Source organism: Paenibacillus sp. FSL R7-0313, assembly GCF_037969885.1.
In the GTDB taxonomy this organism is placed as follows: domain Bacteria; phylum Bacillota; class Bacilli; order Paenibacillales; family Paenibacillaceae; genus Paenibacillus.
On the sequence record NZ_CP150219.1, the window covers coordinates 5949238 to 5974860 of the forward strand.

Sequence of the window (25623 nt, forward strand, 5' to 3'; positions counted from 1 at the left end):
TATCGATTGAAAGGATACGAACTCGGTTAGCTTCCTTATTTTCATATAAAAAAAGCCATCTCTCCAGTAGATAATTCTACGTTTGAGACAGCTCTCTTGCTGTACTTAATCTGCTGCAAGCTCTTGTGTAGCCTGGACAGACATCTCTTTTGCTTGTCTGATGCAATCAGGCAAGCCTACACCCTCATAACCTGCACCTGCAATGTACACACCCGGTAACTTGCTGCCAAGCTCCTCACGAAGGGCGGCAATATGTTGGAGGTGTCCCACCGGATACTGTGGCATGGATTTACGAAGCCTTGTAATCTCGGAGAAGATCGGCACTGCTTCAATACCCATCGTCTCTCTTAGATCCTTGAGAACCAGGTCCGTCAGCGCTTCATCCGGAAGCTCTACGTTCTGTTCGTCACCAGAGCGACCAACATAACAGCGAAGCAGTACTTTATCATCCGGACTCGTATGCAGCCATTTCGTCGATGTCCACGTGCAAGCGGTAATATTTCGACCCTCTTTTCGCGGAACAAGGAAACCCGATCCGTCGAATACATGCTCCACCTCTTTTTTCTCAAAAGCGAGCACTACATTGGCTACAGATACATAGTTAATCGCATCCAGTGCCGCTGTGTCCACGTGAGGTTTCAACAGCTCCGACGCGACATACGTCGGCACAGTAACCACTACATCATCAGCTTCAAGCATTTCGCCATTACCCAGTTCAACATGGTATCTGGTCTGCGCTCCATCAAGACGTTGCAGTGACTTCACCGCGGTGTTCAGACGTTGATCCACATCCTGCAACTCATGGACGAGTGCATGAACAAGGCTCTGCAATCCCTGGCGAAAGTTCAGAAAAGCGCTCCGTTTTGTACCGGTATGCGTCTCAGCCGGTTTACGACCTGTCATCATGCCTCGGATCAAGCTACCGTAATCACGTTCTACTTCTCCGAACTGCGGGAAGGTAGCCTGGAGGCTCAATCGCCGCATATCACCTGCATAGATTCCTGCGAGCAGTGGTTCCGTCAAGTTCTCCAGCACTTCTGCTCCAAGACGACGTTCAATCATATAACCGAGCGATTCATCCTCTGTTGTACGACGCGGCGGGATGACAAAATCCATCAACGCCCGCAGTTTGCCTGCCGGAGAGACGAGACCACTTCTCAGGAACGGTCTTAGTTCTGTCGGAATACCGAGAACAAGTCCTGCTGGCATTGGATGAAGTTTGCCACGCTGCATGATATACGTTTTCTTCGACTCCGGATTCTGACTGACCAATTCATGATCAATCTCCAATTCTTTAGCCAGGTCAATCATTGCTGTTTTGCGAGCCAGGAAAGAATCCGGCCCTTTTTCAATCACAAATCCATCCCGGTGCAGTGTCTCAATCATGCCTCCCATGGACGAGCTTTTCTCGACCAAAGTAATCACAGGTTCAACTCCTGCTTCCCGGTAATGCTTGCGGATATAAAATGCCGCGCTGAGGCCGGTAAGGCCACCGCCGACAACAACAACACGGCGTTTCTTATCACCCATTACTCATCCGACCCTTGCTGCCATTGGCTTATAATAACGTCGCTTAACGTCTCCATGTATAGAGGATCGCTATTGAGAGAATCAATACGCATCAGGCGCATGTCGATCTCTTTGGCAATCGATTTGGCCTCAATATCAAGATCATAGAGCACTTCGAGATGATCCGAGACAAACCCGATTGGTGCCACAAGCACATCCTCTACCTGTTCACGCGAAAGCTCCTGTAACGTATCCAGAATATCCGGTCCAAGCCAAGGCTCAGCTGTTCGTCCGGCACTCTGCCACGTAAATTGCCAATTGGTTATGCCTACACGTGATGCAATCACTTCCGAAGTCTCCAGCAATTGTTGCGGGTATGGATCACCCATCTCCACAATACGCGCCGGCAGACTGTGCGCACTAAACAACACCTTCACATCTCCGCGTTTTGCTCCAGCTTCTTCGAACGCATCCAACTTGGCACTGACACGTGTGGACAACGCCTGAATTAACTTCGGATGCAGATGATAACTCTCAATAAAGGACATATGAACGCCCAGCTCTTCTGCTTTTTCACGTGCACGTTTGATATAACTGCCTACACTCATCGTGGAGAAATGAGGAGCCAGTACAATACCAATCGCTGTCTGAATTCCATCCTTCGCCATCTGTTCCACGCCGTCCTCAATAAACGGATAGGCATGCTTCAGTCCTTGATAACAACGGAATTCCACATCAGTGCCACGCTCATCGCGGTTCAACGTCTCCTGAAGGGCCTTGACCTGATTGTCTGTATTCTCCCGAAGTGGGAAAACACCGCCAACAATGGCTTCATAACGATCCTTCAGTTCCTTCAATTGTTCCGGTTCAGGCGGACGTCCTCTGCGGATATGTGTGTAATACGCTTCAACACTCTCCATATTTTCTGGTGTGCCATACGACATCACCAGTACACCTACAGTATTAGTCATTGGTTACCGTCACCCCAGTCTTCATTGCTTCGGCAGAATATTCATGAATATACGCCGTTAGTTCTCTGAGCTTCTCTAGCGATGCTTCAGGAAATAATCCGTGTCCGAGGTTGAAAATATAACCCGGCTCCTTGATTCCTTCGTCAATAATCACTTTGGCTTGCTCCTTAATCAGTTCCATCGGGGCAGTCAGCAAATATGGGTCCAGGTTACCCTGTACTGCAAATTTGCCACCAAGACGTTTACGCCCTTCCGAAATGGATACTCTCCAGTCGAGTCCAATCACATCGGCTTGCAGATTATGCAGTGCTGGCAACAACTCACCGGATGCAACACCAGGGAAATAAATCTTCGGTACATTCAAATCCGATAATTCGGTAAAGATACGGGTAATCGTAGGCAACACATATGTTCTGAAGTCTTTGGGAGAAAGTGCTCCAACCCAGCTGTCAAACAACTGGAATGCCTTACCGCCATTCGCAATATGCGCACGGACATATGTAATAACCATATCACCAAGCTTCTGCATCAGCTTATGCCACACCTCAGGCTCGCTGTACATCATCGTTTTGGTGCGGATATAACCTTTCGAAGGTCGGCCTTCAATCAGATAACTCGCAATCGTGAATGGTGCGCCCGCAAACGTAATAAGAGGCACATCAAGCTCCTTATCCAGAATTCGAATGGTTTCCAGAATATGTGACAGATCTCCTTCTACGTCGATGGGACGGAGCCGATCCACATCTGCAGCAGACCGAATAGGATTATCGATAACTGGACCAATATTTTTTACAATGTCAAAATCAATGCCCAATGAGGCAACCGGATTCATAATATCGGAATACAAAATAGCCGCATCTACACCAAGTTTGCGTACCGGCATGAGTGTAACTTCAGCCGCCAGCTCGGGTTGTTTGCAGATTTCTAGCAAGGAGTACTTTTCTTTAATTTTGCGATATTCAGGATCGTAACGTCCAGCTTGACGCATGTACCACACCGGGACACGGTCTACCTGTTGTTTGAAACTTGCCCGAATCAGTCGATCATTATAGCTCATGTAAGAAGCCTCCAATAGTTTTTGGACTCATAATTACCATTATGCCCTTTTTAAACAGCCGTAACAACCACATGCAGATGCGTTCTACGTGACAATACTATGACATTCCTTACACCCATCCCTCATATGACAATTATGTTATAATGAAAGAATGGTGTTTTTTTGAGAATTACAGAAATATCTTTGAAAGGAAGTGAAAGCACTTTGAAAACGTGGAAAGTAAACCTCATTGTGCTTTGGTTCGGACAATTTTTGGTCAATTCGGGCATGACCATGATTACCCCATTTTTGTCTCTTTATCTCGCAAGAGATCTGGGCGTTGTTGGCGAACATGAAATTGGCATATGGGCGGGATTTATTTTTGCAGCCAATTTCCTCACCTCATTTTTGTTCCAACCGCTCTGGGGCAAGTTATCGGACAAGTATGGCCGAAAAGTAATGCTGCTGCGTTCGGGATTCGGGATGGCCATCGTAATTGCCCTTATGGGTCTGGCACAGAATCCTTGGCAGCTTCTCTTATTGCGTTTGCTTAACGGTACTATCTCCGGTTTCAATCCTGCAGCTGTTGCGCTGATATCGGGTACCACACCGAAAGACCGCATGGGTTTTGCCATGGGAATCAGTCAGTCCGGGCAGGTTGCCGGCACAATCCTGGGTCCACTCATTGGTGGTTTGTTAGCGGATGCGGTAGGCTTCCGCCCCATTTTCTATATTACAGGTGGACTGATCTTTGTCGCTTCCATGCTCGCCATGTTCCTGGTGAGGGAGAAGTTCGACCGTCAAGAAGCAGCCAAACTGCCGGCACAATCCGTATTGTCCGGTCTGAAGGAATTGAATAAGTCACCTCAACTGCCCGCACTGTTTGCTGTGACGTTTCTGTTGCAGTTTGCGATGATTAGCCCCATGTCACTCTTGCCGTTGTATGTGCAAAAATTGCATGGTTCGGATGTAAATGTGGCCTTCTGGGCAGGACTTGTCGGTGCAGTTACGGGACTATCCAATATGGCGATGTCTCCGATTCTCGGGAAGCTGAGTGACCGGATTGGTCCTCACAAGGTGCTGACGTTCTCCCTCATAGGTACAGGACTCATGCTAATTCCGCAGGCATTTGTTCAGACCGTATGGCAACTCATTCTTGTTCGTTTCATGATGGGTGTGTTCATGGGTGGACTGCTTCCGAGCGTTAATGCCCTGATCCGTTCCTATACATCCGATAGCATGATCAGCCGTGCATTCAGCTTTAATACGAGTACTCTGGCGCTGGGCAACATGCTTGGAGCGATCATTGGAGGATTTATGGCAGGATTCATCGGAATCGAAGGTCTGTTTATCGTATCTGGCGGACTGCTGCTGCTTAATATGGTTTGGGTCCGATTCAAATTGTATAACAAACCTGCTTCTATTCGGGAATCCTGATTCCCTATCCATTTCTTAATTAGTAATCTTAACTTTTTCATTTGAAAAAGCCGCTTCCAGCGCCTAATTGGCCTGAGAGCGGCTTTTGTCATTCATGCGCCATTCATCATTTATTTATTAGATTGAATTGTATCGGATAATGTTTCACACCAAATACAAAAGCACTTTGTATCGGTTGCAGAGCCGTTCCCGGCACAAGTTGAATGTTTCCCATGTGCTGAAGCAATGTATGAAGAACTACCCTTGCCTCCAATCGAGCGAGTGGTGCACCCAGACAAAAATGAATGCCAAAACCAAAGCCCATATGCCTGTTCGGCTTGCGATCAGAGATGAAATCTTCCGGGTTTTCGAATTGAGCACTGTCCCGATTGGCTGCTCCAACCCAGGAAATCACCTGCTCTCCAGCTTGAATCATATGACCATTCAACTCTACAGTTTCCTTGGCGACTCGCCCAATCGCGACAATTGGCGGATAATATCTCAGCGTCTCTTCAATCGCAGAAGTAATCCGTTCAGGATGTTCGCGCAACTCCTGTTGTAGCTCGGGTTGTTCAGACAGAATACGAACCGCATTGGTAATCAGGTTGGTTGTTGTTTCATTACCGGCAGCAAGTAAGAGAATACAGAAGCCCACGACTTCATCTGCGGTCAACTTCTGATCATCAATCTCCGCAGCAAGCAGTAACGAGATCAGATCATCCTTTGGCTGCAACCGACGTTCTTCCATAATGCCAGTGAAATAGATATGCAATTCCTGCATATTTCTTTTTTTCTCCTCCAATAACTCCTGGAAAGCCTGCTCACTATCATCACGTGCGCCTTTCACCAATACATCAGACCAGTCTTTGAACTTTTGACGATCCGTCGCAGGGACTCCGATCAATTCCGCAATCACAATGACGGGCAATGGTGTTGCAAGGTCATCAATAAGTTCCATATGTCCTTTTGACAGGTGTGGAGCAATTAACTCATCTGTGATTTCCTGAATACGTGGAGCCAACGCTTCGATTGCCTTGGGTGTAAACGCCTGGTTCACCAGATCACGTAGCTGTTTGTGTTTGGGAGGATCTGTCGTCAACATGCTCGTATTGGCACGATCACGTGCAGAAGAGAACAGTTTCGGATTTTTCAATACGTACTTCACATCTTCATAACCGAAAACATCCCAACATTCTCGATGTTCATCATATCGGACTGGAGTGTTATCACGAAGTTCTGCATACACCTTGAAGGGAGATAACCTCTCTTCCAAAGTCTTCAGTTCCCGAATCGGAATGTAATTTGCATACTTTCTCGGTGCCTGTTTCATCGTTTGTCCTCCAATCATTATTATATATTTATTTACATATGTTGATCACCACTATTATAAACATAACTCTATAACGAAACCACTCTTTAGACCGTAATTGAGCCCCATTACCTAATATGCGTTACTATCATCCTCTCATTCTGTTACCTACTTCTGATATGAGTCCCAATTCGACATTCTTTTATTAAAATACATCGTTTTATCAGGACAAAAGACTCATTATGTAATATTAACTAACATTAAAAGGGCTTATTTTCCTTCAAAACTACTAAAATCAGTTCCTTTCTATCTCTATATGAATGTATAATCTTTCATAATTCCTTATAAACAATCATTTTACTCTCATTATCTGCGAATGTAACCGATTACTCTATCATTATCTTTGTTTGTCATATTAATTAACATGAAATACAATCAATTTGAAATGGTATACATATTCTTCTTAACAAACTTAACATCACACTTACTTGAAGGAGAGTGCTATTCATGAGAAAAACATCCAATCTTCGTCCCTGGGCCGTATGGAGTACCGCAGCTTTAACAGCACTGACCATCTCATTGTCCCCCATTGGAACCTACGCTGCGCACGCGGCTACGGTAGAGGTGAAAGGCACAACAGGCGCTGTTCAGACAGCAACCACTACTCCAGCTCGCAATACTTCCATCCCTGCAATACCAGACTCTTCCAAGCAATCTGCACTCCCTAATGTATTGGTGATCGGAACTGGCGGAACGATTGCCGGTCAATCCGAGGATGCCACCAGCTTCCAGAATTACAAGGCAGGTACACTTCCCATTGGAGAGATGGTAGACGCCTTACCGGATAAACAGAAGATTGCTGATGTTAGCACACTCCAATTCGGAAACTCAGGTTCAGGTTCCTATAGCATGACCGACCTCTATGACCTGTCGCAGACGGTAGACAAAGCTCTGGCAATGTATGACAGTGTTGTCGTTACCACGGGTACAGATACAATGGAAGAAATCGCGTATTTCCTCGATATGACTGTTCAGAGTGACAAACCTGTCGTGATCACAGGCTCCATGCGCCCATGGACTGTCATTGGTTCTGACGCTCAAGCCAATCTGTACAACGCAATCAAACTTGCAGGTAGTGGTCGTACCACTTCATTCGGCACAGTACTCATGTTGAATGACACAATCCAGCTTGCTCGCGGTGTAACCAAGACAAATGATTATCGGACAGATACGTTTGAAACGCCGATGCTTGGCGCTGTAGGATATATTGATGAAGAAAATATCCGAATCTACCGTGCTCCTGCACGTGCCTTGAAACCTGAGGGTACAGCAAAGCCCGTATTTGATCTAAGTAAAATCACAAAGGCAGATCTGGCCAAAGTAGAAATTGCGATCTCGTATCAGGAAGCTGGCGGTGGAGCCATTGAAGGATTTGTGAGCAGTGGTGCCAAAGGAATCGTGACTTCCGGCACCGGAGCTGGCGGCATCTCCAGAGCTATGGGACAAGCCCGTACCAAAGCCATTGAAGAAGGCGTTATCTTTGTGACCACCACTCGGACGGGTTCAGGAAGTGTGTACGGCGGCGGCAAAGGTATCATTGCAGGCGACAACCTGAGTCCACAACAAGCTCGTGTATTATTGATGCTGGGTCTGTCCTTCAGTGATGATTTTGACACCATCAAAAAATGGTTTGAAACGTACGGAACACCTGAAGTATAAATAGAACGACTACAACGATATCTGTAAATACAAAGAAAGAGACGACACATTTTTGATCATTCAAAATGTTGTCATCTCTTTCTTTGTGTGTTTTTAGAAAACTCCGTACAAAATCACGATCACCATCACAAACATAAGAGCGTGAGCTCGTGTTTCATCGGAGTTTTATCTTTAGGAAATTTTCACTTTCACTTCACCCAGGCAAGTACCAGCCCATCGTAATCCGGCAACATCGTCGTCACCAGACGCGGGTCGCTTGCCATCTGTTCATTGAAGCGACGAACAGCAAGCACGGCCGGGCCCTGCTTGTCCGGATTCAGCGTACGACCACGCAGGAAACAATTATCACCTACAATGACAGCACCTGGCCGAGCAAGCTTAATGGCATAGTCAAGATATAACGGATAATTCTCCTTATCTGCGTCAATAAAGAAAAAATCGAATGTGCGACCTTCCTGCTCCAATTGCTCCAGGCTATCTGCCGCCGGGCCAATCCGATACTCGACCTTTTCGCCAAAACCGCCTTCTTCCAGATGACCACGCGCCATTGCGGCATATTCCTCTTTCAGTTCCAGCGAAGTCAGGGTTCCATTCTCACGCAAACCTCGCGCAATGCAGATCCCGCTGTAACCGCCCAGCACACCGATTTCGAGCGCAGCTTCTGCTTTGGATGTCTTGGCTAGAAACGTGAGCAGACGTCCATACGCCGCAGCAACGGAAACTTCAGGCATACCGTTTGAACGGATGGCCTCTTTCACTTTCAGCAAAAGCTCATCCTCTTGAAATAATTGATTTACATATTCATCAGGGGTCAGATTCACCACTAAAATCCTCCTTGGACACTTGGACTGCTTTCCATATGGATGCCAATGTTCTATAATAAATGTTTGTTATCAACACAGGCGGTTGACTAATGCATCACCTCGAAAGAGGAGTGCATACGTTCACCGCATTTCTCATTGTAAGTTTTTTCACGGAAAGCGGCAAGGCCGCACCGTCACTATACAGCAGAGAGAAGGATATCCCTTCTCCAGCTTGAAATGGAGTTGAAATGAATCACATGGCTCAATTGCAATTGATTGCAACCTCGGCGATGGGACTCGAGGCTGTTGTTGCCCGGGAACTGAAACAACTGGGGTATGAAGATGTTACGATCGACAACGGACGGGTTTTCTTCACAGGAGATTATATTGATATTTGCCGTTGTAATCTGTGGCTGAGAAGTTCGGATCGCGTATTGGTGAAAATGGGTGAATTCCCTGCTACAACATTCGACGAATTGTTTGAAGGCACCAAAGCACTGCCTTGGGAAGAGTGGATTCCAGCCGACGGCGAATTCCCTGTAGAGGGTCGCTCCCAAAAATCCCAGTTAAGCAGTGTACCTGCATCACAAGGGATCGTGAAAAAAGCAATCGTAGAGAAACTGAAGCTGACTTATGACACGGAGTGGTTCCCAGAGGATGGGTCTCGCTATGTGATTGAGGTCATTCTGCTGAACGATCGCGCCCTGCTTACTTTGGATACGACGGGACCAGGTCTGCATAAACGGGGTTATCGTAAACTCGTCACCGAAGCGCCACTCAAAGAAACACTCGCTGCCGCTCTTATTCAGCTCAGTCGCTGGAATGTATCTCGTCCATTCTATGACCCATGCTGTGGATCAGGCACCATGCTGATCGAAGCCGCTATGATCGGCTGGAACATTGCACCAGGACTTCGTCGTACCTTCAACTCTGAGGACTGGGCTGTCATTCCTGAAGAATTGTGGGAACAGGCGCGCGAAGAAGCATTCGATGCTGTGCGAGACGATGTCCCGTTACAGATTTCAGGTAGCGATATTGATCCGGAAGCAATTGAAGTTGCTATGGCAGCAATCAAGAGTGCTGGTTTCGCCAAAGATATTGAAGTCAGCGTCCTGCCCGCTCATCGCGCAAGACCACAGGGTGAATATGGTGTCATCATTACCAATCCCCCATATGGTGAACGTTTGAGTGAAGAAAAAGAAGTTCAGAAGTTGCTCCGCTCATTAGGGCGCAGTTACCTCGACATGCCAACATGGTCCTTTTTCGCAATCACGTCGACCAAAGCTTTCGAGGAGTATTTCGGTCATAAGGCAGACAAACGTCGCAAGTTGTTCAACGGACGAATTGAAACCCAGTACTATCAGTATTTGGGCCCATTGCCTCCACGAAATAAAGCACCACAATCTTCATAATCAATGCAAATACAAAGTGCTCCTGCCATCCATGGCTCGGGCACTTTTTTGTGCGCTAATCCGGTCATATGAATTCACCGACTTCGCTCTTCGATTCCGCAGAAATCAATTCTTCTGAGGCATAGTTGAAAACACATGAGGCCACGCTATAATGGATGGAGCCCTATTTTACATTCCGATAACAAAACAACAAAAGCAAGGAGGACATACATATGGTTGTCACTCGGCCTTCGCGCAGCTCTATGCCACGCGGGCTTCTAAACCATCCACTAACGTTATATCTTATTTTTCTTGTGCTCATGCTGCTCAAACTCATGTGGCTCCATCACAATCTTCACGCTTATAACATTACGATGGGACTGCTGGATAAAGTCATTGCCATTGGATCTTTACTACTCTTGTCCTTCTGGACCTGGTTGCTGCCACGTAGAGGCATGATCGTGTCTCTCGCCGCGCTTAACCTGCTGCTTACCGCACTAATCTACGCTGATATGGTGTATTATCGCTATTTCCAGGATTTCTTGACCATTCCGGTTTTGTTGCAGGCGAGACAAGTTGACGCATTGGGTGACAGCATCGCCACATTGATCTACACCAGTGATCTCTGGTTCTTTGCCGACTGGCTTGTCGTCATTCCGTTCGCAGCTATCGTACTGCTCAGCAGAAGTTACCGTTCGAAGTACTCCATTACATCTGTTACTGGTTACGGGGGTTATTCGTATAACGATCGCAAGGCACGGTTACGCCGTCGTCTCACGGCTGGCAGCATCGCTTTTGTACTGGGAATGGGACTCGCCGTCGGGCCGATTTATTTTTACAGCAAAACATGGGCCAAAGGCCTGTTCGATAACAACTGGTGGAATGTATCCATGTACAATGTGACCGGACTGCTCGCTTTTCACGGTTATGATCTGTACAACTATGCCAAAGACAATATTGGCTCCGGGCCGCAGGCTGAACCCGCTGATGTTGAACAAGCAAAGGCATTCTTCGCTGAAAGGCAAGGAACTGCCCCGCAGAATGATGCCTTGTTTGGCAAATATAAAGACAGCAATTTGATCATTGTCCAGGGTGAGGCTTTTATGAACTTCATGATTGGTCAGAGCATTGGCGGTCAGGAGATCACACCGCATTTTAATGAACTGATGAAGGAAAGTCAGTATTACAGTCACTTTTACCACCAGACCGGTCAGGGCAGAACGTCAGATGCCGATTTTGGCGCAAACATTTCCCTACATCCACTTCCGGTTGGATCAGCCTTTGTACGATATGCAGACCATACGTACGATTCCCTTCCTTCCATCCTGAAGGATAACGGGTATAGTACCAACGTATTTCACGCTTATGAGAGTGGCTTCTGGAATCGGTATACGATGTATCAGAACATGAATTATGACAAGTTTTATAGTAAAAATGATTTTGCACAGGATGACCCCCTTGGCTGGTCCCTGTCTGATGAATCCTTTTTCCGCCAATCCGTTGAGAAAATGAGTAGTGATGTGACCGAACCGTTCTATTCCTTCCTCATTACACTCAGCAGTCACCATCCATATGCCCTGCCTAAAGAGAAACAGCAGCTGGATGTAGGTGAGTTCCAGGGAACAATGTTCGGTGATTATCTGCAATCCGTTCACTACGTAGATTCGGCGCTCGGCAAGATGGTGGAGGATCTGAAAAATCGGGGATTATGGGAAAATACCATTTTTATGTTCTACGGGGACCACGACAACTCGATCAAGGAACAATCGCAATACGAGCAGTTCTTGGGACGTTCGCTGAACGAACTGGATATGGCACAGATCATGAATGAGGTTCCCCTGCTCGTGCATTTACCGGACGGAGCTGCTGCCGGAACCATCGACGAACCTTCGGGACAACTGGACATCACACCATCCGTATTACATCTGCTCGGCGTGTCCGACCAATCCTATTATCATATGGGTAACGATGTATATGACGGGTCTTCAATAACGGTTGTGCTGCGTAATGGCGCATTCTCGGATGGTTCTGTATTCTATATTCCATCGGATGATTATATCTATGAGAGCGGCGCTTGTTATGACCTGTCCACACGTGACAAAACAGATATTAACGCCTGCCGTCCCGGTCATGATGAAGCAGCCAAGCGATTGCATATCTCGGACACCGTGATAACCTATGATTTGATTCAGCGCTTTCGAGAGGAAGACAGTGGAGCAGCAACATCTCAATGATTAATATCGTAATGACAAACTAAACAATACACGAAATGAATTGAATTTGTATTTGCATTTAAAAAGGGGAACTTGTATTACATGACATTACACACTGAACCACTTAATATGGAACAGAAATTGTTCGATGCAGCCGCAGAATTTGTGAAGCAACGTTATCCTCAGGGATGGGGCGGTGCGGGTGCCGTCTATACCGAAGCTGGTTCCCTGCTGATTAGTGTAGCTCCAGAGGTCATCAACGATGCCACGCATCTATGTATGGAAACAGGAGCTTATCTGGAAGCCCACAAATTGAACGAACGCGTCACCCACTCCCTCTGTATCGCTCGTGATGATGAGCATTCAGAATTCAAGGTCCTTACACCTTGCGGCGTATGCCAGGAACGATTATTTTACTGGGGCGAAGACGTCAAAGCTGCCGTATACGATCCTTCTGGTCAACTGGTCTTCAAGAGACTGGATGAGATTCAACCTTACCATTGGTCCAAAGCATATCGGGGTAAATAGCAATCTCCTTGCGAATTATAGAAAGTGGCTTTATAATTGTAACTATATCAGTTTCAACTATATGGATGATGGAGGTTTTCACATAATGAATATTGAGATATGGTCTGATTTTCTGTGCCCATTCTGTTATATCGGCAAACGCCGCCTTGAGAATGTACTACAACAGTTTCCACACCGTGATGAAGTGAAACTGCAATTCAAAAGCTTCGAGCTTGATCCAAACGCTGCATTGAACCCAGGCAAAACCAATTCGGAATATCTGGCTGCCAAATATAATATGAGCGTGGAACAGGCCAAAGGTATGAATGCCCAGATGAATGCCAATGCTCGTACGGCAGGACTGGAATACAATATTGATGCCATGATCCCTACGAACTCCTTCTCAGCTCACCGCTTGACACACTGGGCAGATACACAAGGCAAAGCGCTCGAACTGAGTGAACGGATATTCCAAGCTGTCTTTATCGAAGGTAAACATTCGGGAGACCCTGAAGTGTTGGCTCAGTTAGCAGAGGAAGTCGGCCTGGATCGAGAGGCAGCTACGGCAGTGCTGTCCAGTGACCAATTCACCGACAATGTCCGCGCTGACCAAGCAGAAGGCGAGCAACTCGGCATCCGCGGTGTACCGTTCTTCGTATTCGACCGCAAGTTCGCCGTATCAGGTGCTCAACCTGACGAGGTATTCCTGGATGCCATTCAAAAAGCATGGGACGAGCGTTCCCCATTCACCATGGTTGAATCCAACACAACAGAAACAGACGGCAGCGGAGTCTGCACAGATGACGGATGCGAAGTCCCGAAAAAAAATTAAGCCACTTCACACATAAAAAGCAGCAGGATCAGGGGATATTCCCCGATCCTGCTGCTTTTTATATACTACACACGACTCTAGCTCATTGTATATATTTGTGTTTGATGAACAGTTACTGTGGAGGGGACGGAATCGATTCTGAAGAAGCGAAGCGTGCGCCTTTGTCTCCAAATTTTATCCTCTGAAAAGAGGATTCAAAAAAATTTGGAGACAACAGCGATCAAAAGAACGATTCCGTAACCGGAACAAACACAAGTAGTTCATCAAACACTTATATTCAATTAGCGCCACCCACTTAATCCCAGAACAGTTGATCTGGATGTGGACCCGTCCGCTTATCTGAATCCAGCGCATCAATCTGTCTCAACTCATCCGGTGTCAATTCAAAGTCAAAGATGTCCGCATTCTCACGAATACGATCCGGGGTAACCGACTTCGGAATCGTTACAATCTGATTCTGAATGTCCCAGCGCAGAATAATCTGTGCCGGCGTTTTCCCATATTTCTGGGCCAGCGCTTTGAGGGTGGACTCTTGGTTCAGCTTGCCTTTCATGATCGGGCTCCAAGCCTCCAGTTGAATTCCCTGCGCCCCGCAGAAATCCTGAAGTTCCTGCTGGATCAGACCCGGATGCAGCTCTACCTGATTTACCGCAGGCACCGTTCCGCCCTCATCTATGATATCTTGCAAATGATGTACTTGAAAGTTACTCACACCAATCGCACGGATGCTTCCTTCGCTATATAGACGTTCGAATGCTCTCCACGTCTCCTTATACTGGTCTCTGCCAGGCCAGTGAATTAAGTAAAGATCAATTACATTCAGTCCAAGTGCCTTCTGACTAGCTTCAAATGCTCTCAACGTTGAATCAAATCCCTGATCCTCGTTCCAGAGCTTGGTCGTCACAAACAGTTCGTTACGGGCAACACCACTGCTTGCAATAGCTTGTCCCACTTCTTCCTCATTGCCATAGATGGACGCGGTATCAATACTGCGATATCCAACCTCCAAAGCGGTCTCAACCGCCTGTTGTACTTCCTTACCTTTTGCTTTATATGTTCCAAATCCTAGCCATGGCATCGTTACTCCGTTGTTCAGAATCGTACAATCTGTAATATGTTTTGTCATTCTGTACCTCCCGTATGGAATTTTGCCTGCTCTTGTTCTATTAACCTTCTCACAGAATTTTAAGCGACCTTCGACATACTGTCGGAGTTAACCCATGGACCCAGAGTCTTTGCAAAAGATATGAAAAACCCGCAAAGCATTGCTGCCCTGCGGGTTCTGATGTGACAGGAACGTTATAAATCCCCTTGACCGTGCTGACTCTGGATTGAATTCAATCTTCTCTTCTCCTCGATGAACATTTCCTCTGCCAACTCAACACCTTGCCCTCCGAGTGAAAGCTCTGCTTGTCGCATCGCCTGCTCCGTGTGTGCCAGACGTCGTTCCGCCTGTACAATGGTCTGTGCCGTCGGATGAGACATGGCCTGAGATACAGCATAATGAAGCTTGTTCACCGCATTTTGCGCCTGAGATACAGTGGTATCGGCTTGCAAACTGGAATCATAACGCTTCGGCATGAGTATTCCTCCTTGGGATTATCATGTTCCTGTTACCCCTTTAGGATGGATAACACAAGCCTTCCTTATTCTTCTTTTGTGTTTTTATCGTAACTTTAGTTGATTTGGCTACGTTTATTAGATAATCATGCCGAATCAGGAGGAATTCATTTGAAGAAACTAATATTAACACTCTGCATGTTGCCCTTCCTCATTTGGGTACAAGGCTGCGCTCCTGCAACATACGAGATAGAAGGATATACAGCGTCATCCATGAACCCAGACATCCCGGTTCCAACCAATGCAAAGCTCATTGAAAACATAGCTTATTCCGATGATCCCAATCTTAAAAAAGGGGCTAAGTATGAACTGAAACATATTGGGGGTGAACAAGGACTCTACCCACCAATGGATTATTTTCAGAAGTTAGCGGATACAGGTTGGGTCGAATTGGAGGAAGAACGACTGGGGCATGTACATTTTCTGAAAAAGGATAATACAGTCATTGCTATTGAAATTCGAGAAGATACCTTCCAAATTACTGAAATGATAGAGAATGCCGCATTTTGAAGCAGCCACTCACTATTATCCAAACTCAAAAAAGGAGAGGCACATCGCCCCTCCTTTGCGGATGTTTGAACTTTTCGTTCACTCACCTTGTTATATCCTGTTACTTCACGAACTTTGCGACTTTGGCGAGCACTTCTTCTTCTGTCGGTGCACTGATATACCGACCGTTGATAAAGACAAACGCACGTTTCGCGCAAGGACCGCAATAGGATTTGCACCCAATCTTGATCTCCGTGTCTGGAGCCATTTTTTGCAACTTGGGCACAATCGATTTCAGTCGGACATGATTACACTTTTCGCATACACGGATATCGTTAGCCATGAGTTCCCCTTCTTCGCGCCCTTAGTGGTCGCCGTGATTACCTTGGGACGGATTCGTAATAACAAATCCCTCTTCCGGGAAGTAGAGGTAGTCAATTTTAACACCGTTCAACAAAGGCTGATCATTCGCAAGAATGACATCAATCTCTTTATCCGTAGATACAACCGTATCATTTTCTTTTGGTGTGTCGAGATCAAGCCCGTAGTGAGCATGGTCACCATGTGCATGTGTGATGACAACGCGCAGTTTTTTTCCTTCGTTCTCCGGCTTGTCCAATTCAAGCTTCAATACTTTAGCAGCATTACGCGTAATTTTGCAGTTCATTCTCTTCATCTCCTATATTGTAATTGCTGGATTCAACAATTTCAGCATTCTTAAACTACAGCATCTATTGTAAAGAAAGTTACCGCTCTTCGCAATAACATTGATGCGAATTCAATGTTAAAATGATCCATCGGGCTGCAAATTAAGAAGGTGTCCCCTCCTGAAGCACAGGATATTTACGTTCTGCCCGGCTCACAAACCAATTCATTAGAATCAAAGTGACCCCGATATCATCAATGGGCATAAACGGCATTACGTCAGGAAGTACCCAGTACAACAGCGCCGGAATAATAAACAACAGCTTTTCTCCCAAAGGAATCTGCGGAGCCCGGAGCAGCCGGGGGAGCCTTTTGAAAACTTGTGTCCATCGTTTGAACGATAGCAGTCTTCTCCACTTCATTTCGAATCCCTCCGTAACATTATATATGTCGCCGAAACGGCATATCCATCATTACCCGTTCGAAAACCATCCAGAACGAATGACGTAACATGCCATTATAAAAAATAATAAAAACGGAACGTCGCTCATAGCGTCCGTTCCTGTTATACGAATGATCTGCTGTTAAGTTTCACACCTTCATAATTCAGGGTCTTGCCTCATTGTCCATTGGATAACAGTTCAGCCAGCAACATTCCCACTTCTATACAGATATCATCAAACTGTTCTACAGGAAGCGGATTAACACCCAATCCAACTTCTACCGTGAAGCCCGGTCTACCGAAATCTTGAATAAACCAGTCCTTGTATCCGGCATCACTCCCACCGAGCTTCACCGCCTTGTACCCGGAAGCTTTGGCGAGTCTACGCGACAGCGGTCCACTCTCCCTGGGTTCCAGATCACGGTAGTTCCAATAAATCTCCTGGCCCTGACTATGCAGGGATACAACCGCATCAAATGTATGTTGCTGCGTCCACTGCGCAAGGGCCTGTGCCTCCGGTTCTGTCAATGCCGCTGTCCCTGCATAATCCCTGGGGCCAGGTGAGGTCATACCTCTTCTCGCTGCCTCTTCATCCCAATGGGCTGGAAATTGATCATTCAGATCCACCCCTCTGATGTTGGCCTTCCAATGGGTGAAATGTGATCTGTCGGCATTCCAGGCTAACAACTGCTGTGCATGGGGGTGCTGATTGACCACACCTTCCTGAACCAGTTCGACCCCGTCCGGATTAACCATCGGAACTGCCCAGAGTGTCGTCTCTTGCATCCAGCGTTCTGTCTGGTATTGATGCCATGCCCCATGTGTACTATACGCCTCGGCATACTCTTCGATAAACTTCATCAGAACTGCTGTTGTCAACCACTCATTCGCATGAACGGAAGCATTAACATGGATATGTCTCGACCCTTGCCCAATACGCAAATAAGGTAGCGACTTCCCCATGACACTTGTTCCAATGGACCCCGTCTCAATAAACGGGTATCGATTCTCCAGCTTGTCTATATCCCTGATTAATTCTCGATAACCATACTCTCCCTGAATCTTCACAATAGTTTTTCCATTCGAAGCCGGAATATGAATACAGCGACCAACCCAGTCGGCTATGTTGGTAATTTCGGGATTGGCCTGGCGCAACACCTCTTCATCCAGACCAAATCTCCCTGCAATCTCCCCTACACTTTCTCCAGGCGGTACAGCGTATCTGCGACCTGTCCCGGGGACAATACGCAGCATCTGACCTGCCAGCAAGTATGGCTGGGAAGCCACTTCCGGGTTCAGTGCAGCAAGGAACTCTTTGGTCATATGGTGTGCTGACGCAATTCGCGGCAACGTATCTCCCCGCTGAACGATAATCCACTGCAGATCCATGTTGTTCTCCTTTCCACAGGAAAAGACAGGTCTCCTGTCCAGTTCTGACCAATCTCGTGTCTGTAACATATGTATGCAGGTCGGGTTGTCCGTCATGTGACATGAATCATGTTTATCTCCTGTTAATGCACAATGACGACAAAAAATCCCGAAACTTCACAGTTCCGGGATAGTCCACAACCAAAATACATTAATTAAAAGTCTTATCCATGCAAATTTTTGAGTATAACTATGATAATTGCGTAACCTGCCAGACAACAGGGGTCTTGGAGATCTGCTCCCCCAACCATCGACGGGTGATATTCTGGAACATTCGCGGGTCCCCCGTACAGAAAAATTGATGTACCGGAGTCTCATCCCCACTGGCCAGCTTTCGTTTATCATATAAAATCGTACTGATTTCACGTGCCGTTTCATCTGCTGAACTGATTAACTTCACTTCCTGTCCCATAACTTCCTGAATCGTGTCCATGAGAAAGGGATAATGCGTACAACCCAGAATAAGACAATCGATTGGCTGTTGTTTGATCTCGCCCAATGATTGTTCCACCGTATGTGTCGTGTGCTCGGAACGAAATTCACCTTGTTCCACCAACGGCACCAGCGCCGGACAAGCCTGACTAACCACATCAATATAGGGGGACAACTGCTTGAGTGCCGATGTATACGCCCCACTACCTATTGTACCCGTGGTACCAATCACACCAATACGTCCTGTACGTGTCGCTGTGATTGCGGCCCGCGCACCCGGATGTATAACACCAATGACAGGCATATTCACCTTGGCACGGATATACTCCAACGCGGCTGCTGTTGCTGTGTTACAGGCGATAACGATAACCTTCGGATCGAATTGGATCAAGAAATCAACGATTTGTTCCGTAAATTGTTTAACTTGTTCGGACGAACGGGGTCCGTACGGTGTCCGGGCAGTATCCCCAAAATAAATGATCTTTTCCCGCGGGAGCTGACGCATCACTTCCTTGGCGACGGTCAATCCCCCCACACCGGAGTCTAATATAGCGATTGCTTGCTGCACGAACACACCGCTTCCTTCTTCATTGAATTGGTTCTCATAACGATTGTTTCTCAGAGCTTTCTTCCTACCGTATGAACATTCCGGCAAAAAGGTACCTACATCTTACCCGATTTCATCGCAGGGTTCAAATTAAATCCACGCGCTACGTCATCTATGTGTGGACACGCAACAAAGCAGGCTCTCCTCTAATTAGAGGAAAGCCTGCTTATCAAGCTTTTACTTAGTTGTCGTCCTTGGACTCATCCGCAGGAAGCTTCGCAACGATGTCAATTCCGGGTTCATCCACTGCTTTATTGATATCGTTATCAACAATAGCTGCCGATATGCGAATTTCTTTCCCTTCAGCGCAATTGCGCCAGGATTGAATATCCTGAATCACAACATCTGCGGTCTCTTTAACTTTGGATACGATCTGCGAACTTTGTTCTCCCACGATACCAGCCAGTTCCTGACCTTTCTCCGATACCTGACGAGCACCTTCTGTAATATCCTGACGAAGTTCACGTCCCGATTTCGGCGCCAGCAATAATGCCGTTACTGAACCAACCACGGAGCCAATAAGAGCTCCCCACAACAAACTTTTGTTAGAATCCTTCACGTCACATCTCTCCCTTTACTATTGTTTAAGTACCGGATCAGAAGCAACGGTCTGTCGCTCAGCCATCCGGGCGAATGCCTACTCTGTTGATGCATTATAAGCAGCACAGGCTTGACTTGACACTCCAGATGTTAAAAATAATCTGAACGCTCTTTTTGAATGGATGCAAATGACTTGGCTTAAACTCAGTTCTGACGAGCCGGCTCGAGATCAGCCACGGCATGCTCATCCCCCGGGTCCAAATCAATAACATATCGTCCAGGTGCAATCAATGCCGCCTGATGTTCACAACGCCAGCGACGTCCACCTGAAGAACCCAGCGTCTGTCCATCTTGCAGAACATCCCCCTGATCAAATATGTAATACGCTGCACCCAGTAAGGTCTGAGCCACCGTATCTGGATCAAGACCGACGAAGTGACACTGGACATCAGGTACACCCAGTGCAGACAATCCCACGGTATCCATGACCAACCCGCGCTGTTCCTCTGTACCTCCGGCTTGATACATTCGAACGTTCATGGCTGCATACAGATGTTCCTCACGTTCCTGAGCTTGCGTATATGCTTCCGGTTCAACCAGCTTATCACTGCCATACCAATACAGCGCATCACAGGTCAGACTCTCCATGATTGCCAGTACAGTCTTCTGAAACAGCTCCAGGCGCTGTTTACGAGGCATGGCAGCCGTGAACATATCATGTATCCGGATGGAGTACCGCGAAGCTTCTACAACTTGTCCCACTTCCGGCCAATGCCATGCTTGTTGCAGAGCCCCGCCAAAACGTGCACGATCTGCGATTTCATTCACAGGAAGCATGCAGGTCTGAGCAGGGATATCCCCTTCCTGAAAGGATACCTTACGGTCCAGATGATAGAAGACGAGCATCTCATGCTTTTGCCCTCCGCTCTCTTGTTTCACATCCAGTCGGACTTGTCCTGTATGACGAATCATCGCTTCCTGCAAACGCAGGCGATCTACCTCTGGACGTTCCCGGAACAAGAGTTCAACCATATACACCGGATGGAATCCGGAAGGTGTTTCATTCGTTTCGTTACTTTCAGTATTTACTTCATTGAATTCTTTTGATTCATTTTTCATGCGATTTCCCTCATTCCTTACGCTGTCCCTCAGTCTGTGCCGCATTGAAAGGACCAAGTTCTGTTTCCACGTAGGCGCTAACCTGAGTAGTAAAATGTTCAAGTATAGTCGGCAACTCTACGCTAAGCGGATGAAGCTCAGACCGCTCCCAACTGTAATAATCCTGCACCAGTGGCTTGCGTAACGTGACAAGCTGACGCAATATCTCATAGGTCGAATGATCAAAAACCTTTTCTTCATAATTAATCTGAATAATATCATCATAACTGCTCGCATCTCTCATGATGAAGCCGTCTATCAGATAACTTCCCACATCGGTAACAATCTCGATCGCCAGGTGAAGACAACGTTCCTGTACCATCCCCAGCATGAGACTGCCATCCCAAGCCTCTGCTGCCCCGCGAAGCCCTTCAGCTACTTCCGGTACAGCAGCAAGCCGGCGGGCAATCTGTTCTCTGTTCACATAATACATTCGTTCACTTCCCGTTCAGTGAGTTATCGGTTCCGTTTCCCTCTTCGCTTAAGCCAGAATATCATCACAGGACAAGCGATTAGAAACACAACAAAAATATATAGAAATTCCATAACGTCTCTTAAATCGCTCATGCATAGTCCCCTTTATCTCAACGTAGTTTGAATGACAGATCAGATTTCGTAGTCCACTGCAATTGACTGTTCTCTGACTTCGTTCATGTACTTGATAACTTCCTGATGAAGCGGGTGTACCTGATACGCCTGGAGATCCTCCAGTGACGCAAACTCCGCCGTGAGTGAAATGTCGAACGATCTCTCCGAGCGAAGCACATCAATCCCGATTTCAAGTGAAACTAGGACATCAATTTTACCTTCCAGATTGCGAAGCACCTGGGCTGCAGCTTCAATACTTTCTGCTGAGCGATCTTTCATTTTGAACAGGACAATATGTTTTATCATCTGGGCAAGCACCTCATTTAATATAATAGTAGAAATGAATGAATTTTCATGTATCCAAAATATATCATAACGTTCTCTATTACGAAAGGATACTTGGAAACGTTCTCTTGATAAGAAAAACTAATCCGAACCGTTTCCTTTCGATTCGGATTTCTTTTGAGATCCATCCTCCGTCTGTTTTGCTGAGTCATCCTGCAAAGTTTGTCCTGTTTCAGCCTGCTGCTTAATGTTGTCTGGAGTTTGCTGCGGTTTGGCCCATTCACGATTCATCAGATACTCCTGATCTTCCTGTTTCTTCAACACTGCAATGGCCTGTCTGAGCTTTGCAGGCAATGGAAGACCGATTTTGGCATAATTCTCGGTTATCGAAATGAGTTCATTCACCAGATAGAAATAAATAGCTCCGCCTTTGATAAAATCGGTTCCCATGATCAGATCAATTCGATGAGCAAGCAAAACAACGGTCAGCATGAGCCCTTTGCGAGCAATCCCCCAAAATCCAATGTTGCTATTCAACCCGGTACCTGTTCTTACCGCCGCTGCCAAACCTGTTATATAATCCACAGCCATCGCGACCGCGAGCAGGCTAAGTAACTGATCCCATCCGCCAAAAGCAAACGTAACAAATGCTCCCGAGATGGCAGCAAAGGTATTCACAGATAGATTCACGTCCCTCACCTCTCCCTTACACTTGAGTATCATACAATATATGTAAAAGTAAGAGATTTGACAGGTCACATGTCATGCTGAACATGCGGATTTATCATTTCAGATTTGTGCACATCCTCTTCGCAACAGGAGAACGAAAATCACATACTTTTGGGGAATTCAGGGAAATAAACCGCATCATATCAACAAAAAACAGATAAAAGTTCTTTAGACCTAATAATAAGTAATTAGAACTATATTATTTATATTCCTGTTCAATTTCTCCCCTCATTTTTAGTGAAACATTGTAATCTAGGAATATACTAGGATGTGAATTGCGCATGGTCTAGTTCGTAGTTCCCTCTTTATCGTGAATTGACGCATTGACGCATTTGTAACCGGTAAACCCGGCACTTGAAAGTACCCCGTTGTTTATTGTAGTATTTGGTTAAAAAAAATCGGAGGAAATATGCCTAATCAACCAGAACAACATTCCATCCAGGCGTGGTCTCTGATCAACCGTAAATACTTGGGAAAAGGCGTCCGTGTTAAACGATTCCGAAAACCGACACGCTGTCAAATCCGCAATCGGGTTCTTCTTGCCGTGCTGATGGCCAATGATATCAAATTGTCCCAGCTTGCTGAAGACCTCTCCATCTCTTCACGCAGTGTCAGTGCGTGGGTATATGAAGGACGGATACCCGGCAGTACCAATTTGGACAAGACTTGCCAATTACTCGGCTACCCGCGTCATATTCTCTTCAATGAAGAAGTTGTGCGTAATAGCCCTGTCATATGTCAACCCGAGTCATCTCGCTTCATGAAGCGTACGGTGACCCGTTCTCCGGTGAGTAACCGTATTTTGACAGGCTTGTGTATGGTCCATGATTTGTCGGTGACAGATGTCAGCCACTGGATCGGGGTTCATCCCGGCACTTTCCGCAAATGGCTGCATCAGGGAACACTGCCTTCTGCTGCGTTTCAGGAACAAGCGGAGCAATTTTTCCGTATCCCGAAAACTATTTTGTTCGCAGATGTCATCTTGAAAGATCGTCGCAACAACTAAATAAGCGAACAGCCAAAAGGCTCTGATCTCCCCATAGGGAGGCCAGAGCCTTTTTTAAAATAAAATGCATGCCTTCTCTCTCGGACTTGAAGCACTGTTCTGGCTATTCCATCAGAAATGTCAGATAACCTACCCTTTTTCGCCTTTTGTTCCCAAGGAGAGCCATCACAGCCCGCTACAAGCTAAGTTTATGCATTTCATCGAGACCATTCTCTCTAAAAGGTCATCCTAACCTTGTGTTTAACACTTCATTGATGTATCTCAACCCCGTATATCGAGGACGAAGTGTATGCGCTGTGTTGAATGCATGTTCCATCATCTCCGGGGTTACACCGAGTTGCTCAGTAGTCACAGGTCCACCTACTTGTTCCAACCATACGATGAGCTGAGAAGCCTCTGGCAATTGGTCATATATCCCAAACACCGGTTCACCCGATCTCTGTGCAAGTTCTTTATATTTCACCGTAAGCAATGCACAAGCTACGCCAACTTTGGCACCATGCAGAACCGGTCTTTCTCCCGCTTGCATCAGATCCATCTCCAGGATGTGGGACAGATGATGCTCACCTCCGGATGCCGGACGGGAATGGTCAATGATCAGCATAGAGATACCGGAAACAATTAATGCGTCCATTAATACAGCTACTCCCTCTGCTCGCCCCTCCGCAATCGCTTGTACATGATCTATGCAGGTATTCAGCGCTTCTTCTGTCATCCGATAAGCAACTGGACAGAACGGTTCTCCGCCCAGTTCACGGGAAACAATCCAGTCTGCAAGCGAAGTATATTTACCAAGCATATCTCCGAATCCGGCAGCCGTCATCACTTGTGGGGCTTGCTCCAGAATATCCAGATCGGCAAAGATAGCCTCCGGCGGAACAGCCTGAAATGTTTGTTTGACGCCGCTTACAATTAAGGGCGCACCCGCAGAGGTAAACCCATCCACTGAAGCCGCTGTAGGTATCGACAAAAAGGGCTTGTTCATTTTGGAACAAACAAATCTCACCAGATCATGAATGGTACCTGAACCCACCGCAATTACAGCCTGACTTTCGAGTCTCACACCCAACATAACCTGTACAATAGCTGCTTCGTCCGCAATGATATCACCCGTCAGATTCTCCGGTAGAGCGATCTCATCCGCATGCTTTCCCGCTTCGCGAATACTACTCAGCACATCAGATCCGGCCGCCTGAAACGTATGTCGATCATAAACAACCGTCACCTGACGATATCCTTGCTCAGACAAGTAACCCGGTAACCTCTGAATGGCCCCAGCTTCCAGATGAATCAGCATATCCACCACCCGGTGTTGATGACCGCAAGCACACTGCTGTGCTTCCTCATTCCATGCTGCAATTCGTTCGTTCATATTCATTCGCTCTTACCCTCCCATATGAGATATCATGCATAATTAACGGGTTAAAACCACAAGATAAAAAAGGAAATAAAATGTGATGATTTTCCTGATCACACTTTACTGCCTGTACCCAATATTTGCAAATCCATATCTCACATTTCCAAGTAGGTGAAACAATGAAATTAACGAAAGAATTAGGAATTTCGCTCGGATTTCTCGCTGGAACCACTTTCGGCAGTGGTATCGCTTTTTTGTTTCGTCTCCAGTCGGTTGAAGTGGTTGCCAGTGTTACGCTATTCGGTATTGCAGGAGCCATTGCCGGGATCATCACGGCAGTCATTCTGCGCCAGCGGCAACATTAGCATTAGCAAGCATGCCGATAGCAAAATGTAGGCTCCACAAAAATGATCCACAAAATAAAAAAAGGTTCGTGAATTGCCCTAGAGCAACTCACGAACCTTTTTTGTTAGATGCGGTCGAGAGGACTCGAACCTCCACGGGGGGTTAGCCCACACGGACCTGAACCGTGCGCGTCTGCCAATTCCGCCACGACCGCATAATATGTATCTCCTCATCCATCGATGAAAA

26 protein-coding genes, 1 tRNA gene and 1 pseudogene are annotated in these 25623 nt (G+C 46.6%); 9 read left to right on the forward strand and 19 right to left on the reverse strand.

What is annotated here, in order from left to right; translation table 11 throughout:
* Positions 1-105 precede the first annotated feature (105 nt).
* The 3 genes from hemY to hemE are packed head-to-tail and all read right to left on the reverse strand — an operon-like array spanning position 106 to position 3537.
* Positions 106-1530, reverse strand: a complete 1425-nt coding sequence (hemY, locus tag NSQ38_RS25840; protein ID WP_338593531.1) for a protoporphyrinogen oxidase — start codon at positions 1528-1530, stop codon at positions 106-108.
* Entirely contained in the window at positions 1530-2480 is a 951-nt protein-coding gene (gene hemH, locus NSQ38_RS25845) for a ferrochelatase (protein WP_338593529.1), read from the reverse strand. The genes hemY and hemH overlap by 1 nt, the downstream gene beginning before the upstream one ends.
* Entirely contained in the window at positions 2473-3537 is a 1065-nt protein-coding gene (gene hemE / locus NSQ38_RS25850; protein ID WP_338593526.1) for a uroporphyrinogen decarboxylase, read from the reverse strand. Before hemE ends, hemH begins: the two co-directional genes overlap by 8 nt.
* 204 nt (positions 3538-3741) lie before the next feature.
* On the opposite strand from hemE, the gene NSQ38_RS25855 reads away from it, so the two are divergent.
* Positions 3742-4953, forward strand: coding sequence for an MFS transporter (locus tag NSQ38_RS25855; RefSeq protein WP_017689411.1), 1212 nt, complete (start codon positions 3742-3744; stop codon positions 4951-4953).
* Positions 4954-5059: 106 nt separating this feature from the next.
* On the opposite strand, the gene NSQ38_RS25860 is transcribed toward NSQ38_RS25855, so the two are convergent.
* Positions 5060-6262: a cytochrome P450 gene (locus NSQ38_RS25860; RefSeq protein ID WP_339784761.1), complete on the reverse strand. Its 1203-nt coding sequence runs from the start codon at positions 6260-6262 to the stop codon at positions 5060-5062.
* A gap of 486 nt (positions 6263-6748) precedes the next feature.
* On the opposite strand from NSQ38_RS25860, the gene NSQ38_RS25865 reads away from it, so the two are divergent.
* Positions 6749-7960, forward strand: coding sequence for an asparaginase (locus tag NSQ38_RS25865; protein WP_338593520.1), 1212 nt, complete (start codon positions 6749-6751; stop codon positions 7958-7960).
* A gap of 188 nt (positions 7961-8148) precedes the next feature.
* Here the strand turns inward: NSQ38_RS25865 and NSQ38_RS25870 are convergent, their stop codons facing one another.
* Entirely contained in the window at positions 8149-8781 is a 633-nt protein-coding gene (locus tag NSQ38_RS25870; protein ID WP_339784763.1) for an O-methyltransferase, read from the reverse strand.
* Between the two features lie 239 nt (positions 8782-9020).
* Here NSQ38_RS25870 and NSQ38_RS25875 point away from each other — a divergent pair, with 239 nt between their 5' ends.
* The 4 genes from NSQ38_RS25875 to NSQ38_RS25890 all read left to right on the forward strand — a co-directional run bounded on the left by NSQ38_RS25875 (position 9021) and on the right by NSQ38_RS25890 (position 13706).
* Positions 9021-10175, forward strand: coding sequence for a class I SAM-dependent RNA methyltransferase (locus NSQ38_RS25875; protein ID WP_074094429.1), 1155 nt, complete (start codon positions 9021-9023; stop codon positions 10173-10175).
* Positions 10176-10387: 212 nt separating this feature from the next.
* Entirely contained in the window at positions 10388-12388 is a 2001-nt protein-coding gene (locus NSQ38_RS25880) for an LTA synthase family protein (RefSeq protein ID WP_339784765.1), read from the forward strand.
* Positions 12389-12469: 81 nt separating this feature from the next.
* Positions 12470-12895, forward strand: coding sequence for a cytidine deaminase (locus NSQ38_RS25885; protein ID WP_339784767.1), 426 nt, complete (start codon positions 12470-12472; stop codon positions 12893-12895).
* Positions 12896-12980: 85 nt separating this feature from the next.
* Complete coding sequence (locus tag NSQ38_RS25890) at positions 12981-13706, forward strand: DsbA family oxidoreductase (RefSeq protein WP_338593513.1); 726 nt, start codon at positions 12981-12983, stop codon at positions 13704-13706.
* 295 nt (positions 13707-14001) lie between these two features.
* On the opposite strand, the gene NSQ38_RS25895 is transcribed toward NSQ38_RS25890, so the two are convergent.
* Complete coding sequence (locus NSQ38_RS25895; RefSeq protein ID WP_339784769.1) at positions 14002-14832, reverse strand: aldo/keto reductase; 831 nt, start codon at positions 14830-14832, stop codon at positions 14002-14004.
* A 173-nt stretch (positions 14833-15005) separates the two neighbouring features.
* Positions 15006-15287, reverse strand: coding sequence for a hypothetical protein (locus tag NSQ38_RS25900; RefSeq protein WP_036609724.1), 282 nt, complete (start codon positions 15285-15287; stop codon positions 15006-15008).
* 150 nt (positions 15288-15437) lie between these two features.
* Here NSQ38_RS25900 and NSQ38_RS25905 point away from each other — a divergent pair, with 150 nt between their 5' ends.
* Positions 15438-15836 (forward strand): hypothetical protein, encoded by a 399-nt coding sequence (locus tag NSQ38_RS25905; RefSeq protein ID WP_339784771.1) that lies wholly within the window; start codon positions 15438-15440, stop codon positions 15834-15836.
* A 100-nt stretch (positions 15837-15936) separates the two neighbouring features.
* Here the strand turns inward: NSQ38_RS25905 and NSQ38_RS25910 are convergent, their stop codons facing one another.
* The 10 genes and pseudogenes from NSQ38_RS25910 to NSQ38_RS25955 all read right to left on the reverse strand — a co-directional run.
* Complete coding sequence (locus NSQ38_RS25910; RefSeq protein WP_017689421.1) at positions 15937-16158, reverse strand: DUF1450 domain-containing protein; 222 nt, start codon at positions 16156-16158, stop codon at positions 15937-15939.
* A 21-nt stretch (positions 16159-16179) separates the two neighbouring features.
* Positions 16180-16482, reverse strand: a complete 303-nt coding sequence (locus NSQ38_RS25915) for a heme biosynthesis protein HemY (protein ID WP_036670085.1) — start codon at positions 16480-16482, stop codon at positions 16180-16182.
* A gap of 142 nt (positions 16483-16624) precedes the next feature.
* Positions 16625-16882: a hypothetical protein gene (locus NSQ38_RS25920; protein WP_036670081.1), complete on the reverse strand. Its 258-nt coding sequence runs from the start codon at positions 16880-16882 to the stop codon at positions 16625-16627.
* Between the two features lie 197 nt (positions 16883-17079).
* Positions 17080-18285: a M14 family metallopeptidase gene (locus NSQ38_RS25925; protein WP_339790710.1), complete on the reverse strand. Its 1206-nt coding sequence runs from the start codon at positions 18283-18285 to the stop codon at positions 17080-17082.
* A 235-nt stretch (positions 18286-18520) separates the two neighbouring features.
* Positions 18521-19330: a glutamate racemase gene (gene racE / locus NSQ38_RS25930; RefSeq protein ID WP_036610949.1), complete on the reverse strand. Its 810-nt coding sequence runs from the start codon at positions 19328-19330 to the stop codon at positions 18521-18523.
* Between the two features lie 220 nt (positions 19331-19550).
* Positions 19551-19928, reverse strand: coding sequence for a YtxH domain-containing protein (locus NSQ38_RS25935; RefSeq protein WP_339784773.1), 378 nt, complete (start codon positions 19926-19928; stop codon positions 19551-19553).
* A gap of 185 nt (positions 19929-20113) precedes the next feature.
* On the reverse strand, positions 20114-21028 hold the full coding sequence (locus NSQ38_RS25940) for a DUF4261 domain-containing protein (RefSeq protein ID WP_339784774.1): 915 nt from the start codon (positions 21026-21028) through the stop codon (positions 20114-20116).
* 10 nt (positions 21029-21038) lie between these two features.
* Positions 21039-21500, reverse strand: a complete 462-nt coding sequence (locus tag NSQ38_RS25945) for a HepT-like ribonuclease domain-containing protein (protein WP_338593497.1) — start codon at positions 21498-21500, stop codon at positions 21039-21041.
* Between the two features lie 173 nt (positions 21501-21673).
* Positions 21674-21961 carry a Dabb family protein gene (locus NSQ38_RS25950; protein WP_017689429.1) on the reverse strand — a complete coding sequence of 96 codons (288 nt, stop codon included), beginning with the start codon at positions 21959-21961 and terminating at the stop codon, positions 21674-21676.
* 285 nt (positions 21962-22246) lie between these two features.
* Positions 22247-22630: pseudogene (locus tag NSQ38_RS25955) on the reverse strand (phage holin family protein); the annotation flags it as partial.
* Between the two features lie 448 nt (positions 22631-23078).
* Here NSQ38_RS25955 and NSQ38_RS25960 point away from each other — a divergent pair.
* Positions 23079-23675: a helix-turn-helix transcriptional regulator gene (locus NSQ38_RS25960; protein ID WP_017689431.1), complete on the forward strand. Its 597-nt coding sequence runs from the start codon at positions 23079-23081 to the stop codon at positions 23673-23675.
* A gap of 223 nt (positions 23676-23898) precedes the next feature.
* Here the strand turns inward: NSQ38_RS25960 and NSQ38_RS25965 are convergent, their stop codons facing one another.
* The gene (locus NSQ38_RS25965; protein WP_338593493.1) at positions 23899-25053 is read right to left on the reverse strand and encodes a sn-glycerol-1-phosphate dehydrogenase; all 1155 of its coding nucleotides are present in this window, start codon (positions 25051-25053) and stop codon (positions 23899-23901) included.
* Positions 25054-25211: 158 nt separating this feature from the next.
* Between NSQ38_RS25965 and NSQ38_RS25970 the strand changes: the two genes are divergently transcribed.
* Positions 25212-25397 (forward strand): hypothetical protein, encoded by a 186-nt coding sequence (locus NSQ38_RS25970; RefSeq protein ID WP_036609735.1) that lies wholly within the window; start codon positions 25212-25214, stop codon positions 25395-25397.
* A 109-nt stretch (positions 25398-25506) separates the two neighbouring features.
* On the opposite strand, the gene NSQ38_RS25975 is transcribed toward NSQ38_RS25970, so the two are convergent.
* A tRNA-Leu gene (locus NSQ38_RS25975) sits at positions 25507-25591 on the reverse strand.
* Positions 25592-25623: the final 32 nt, after the last annotated feature.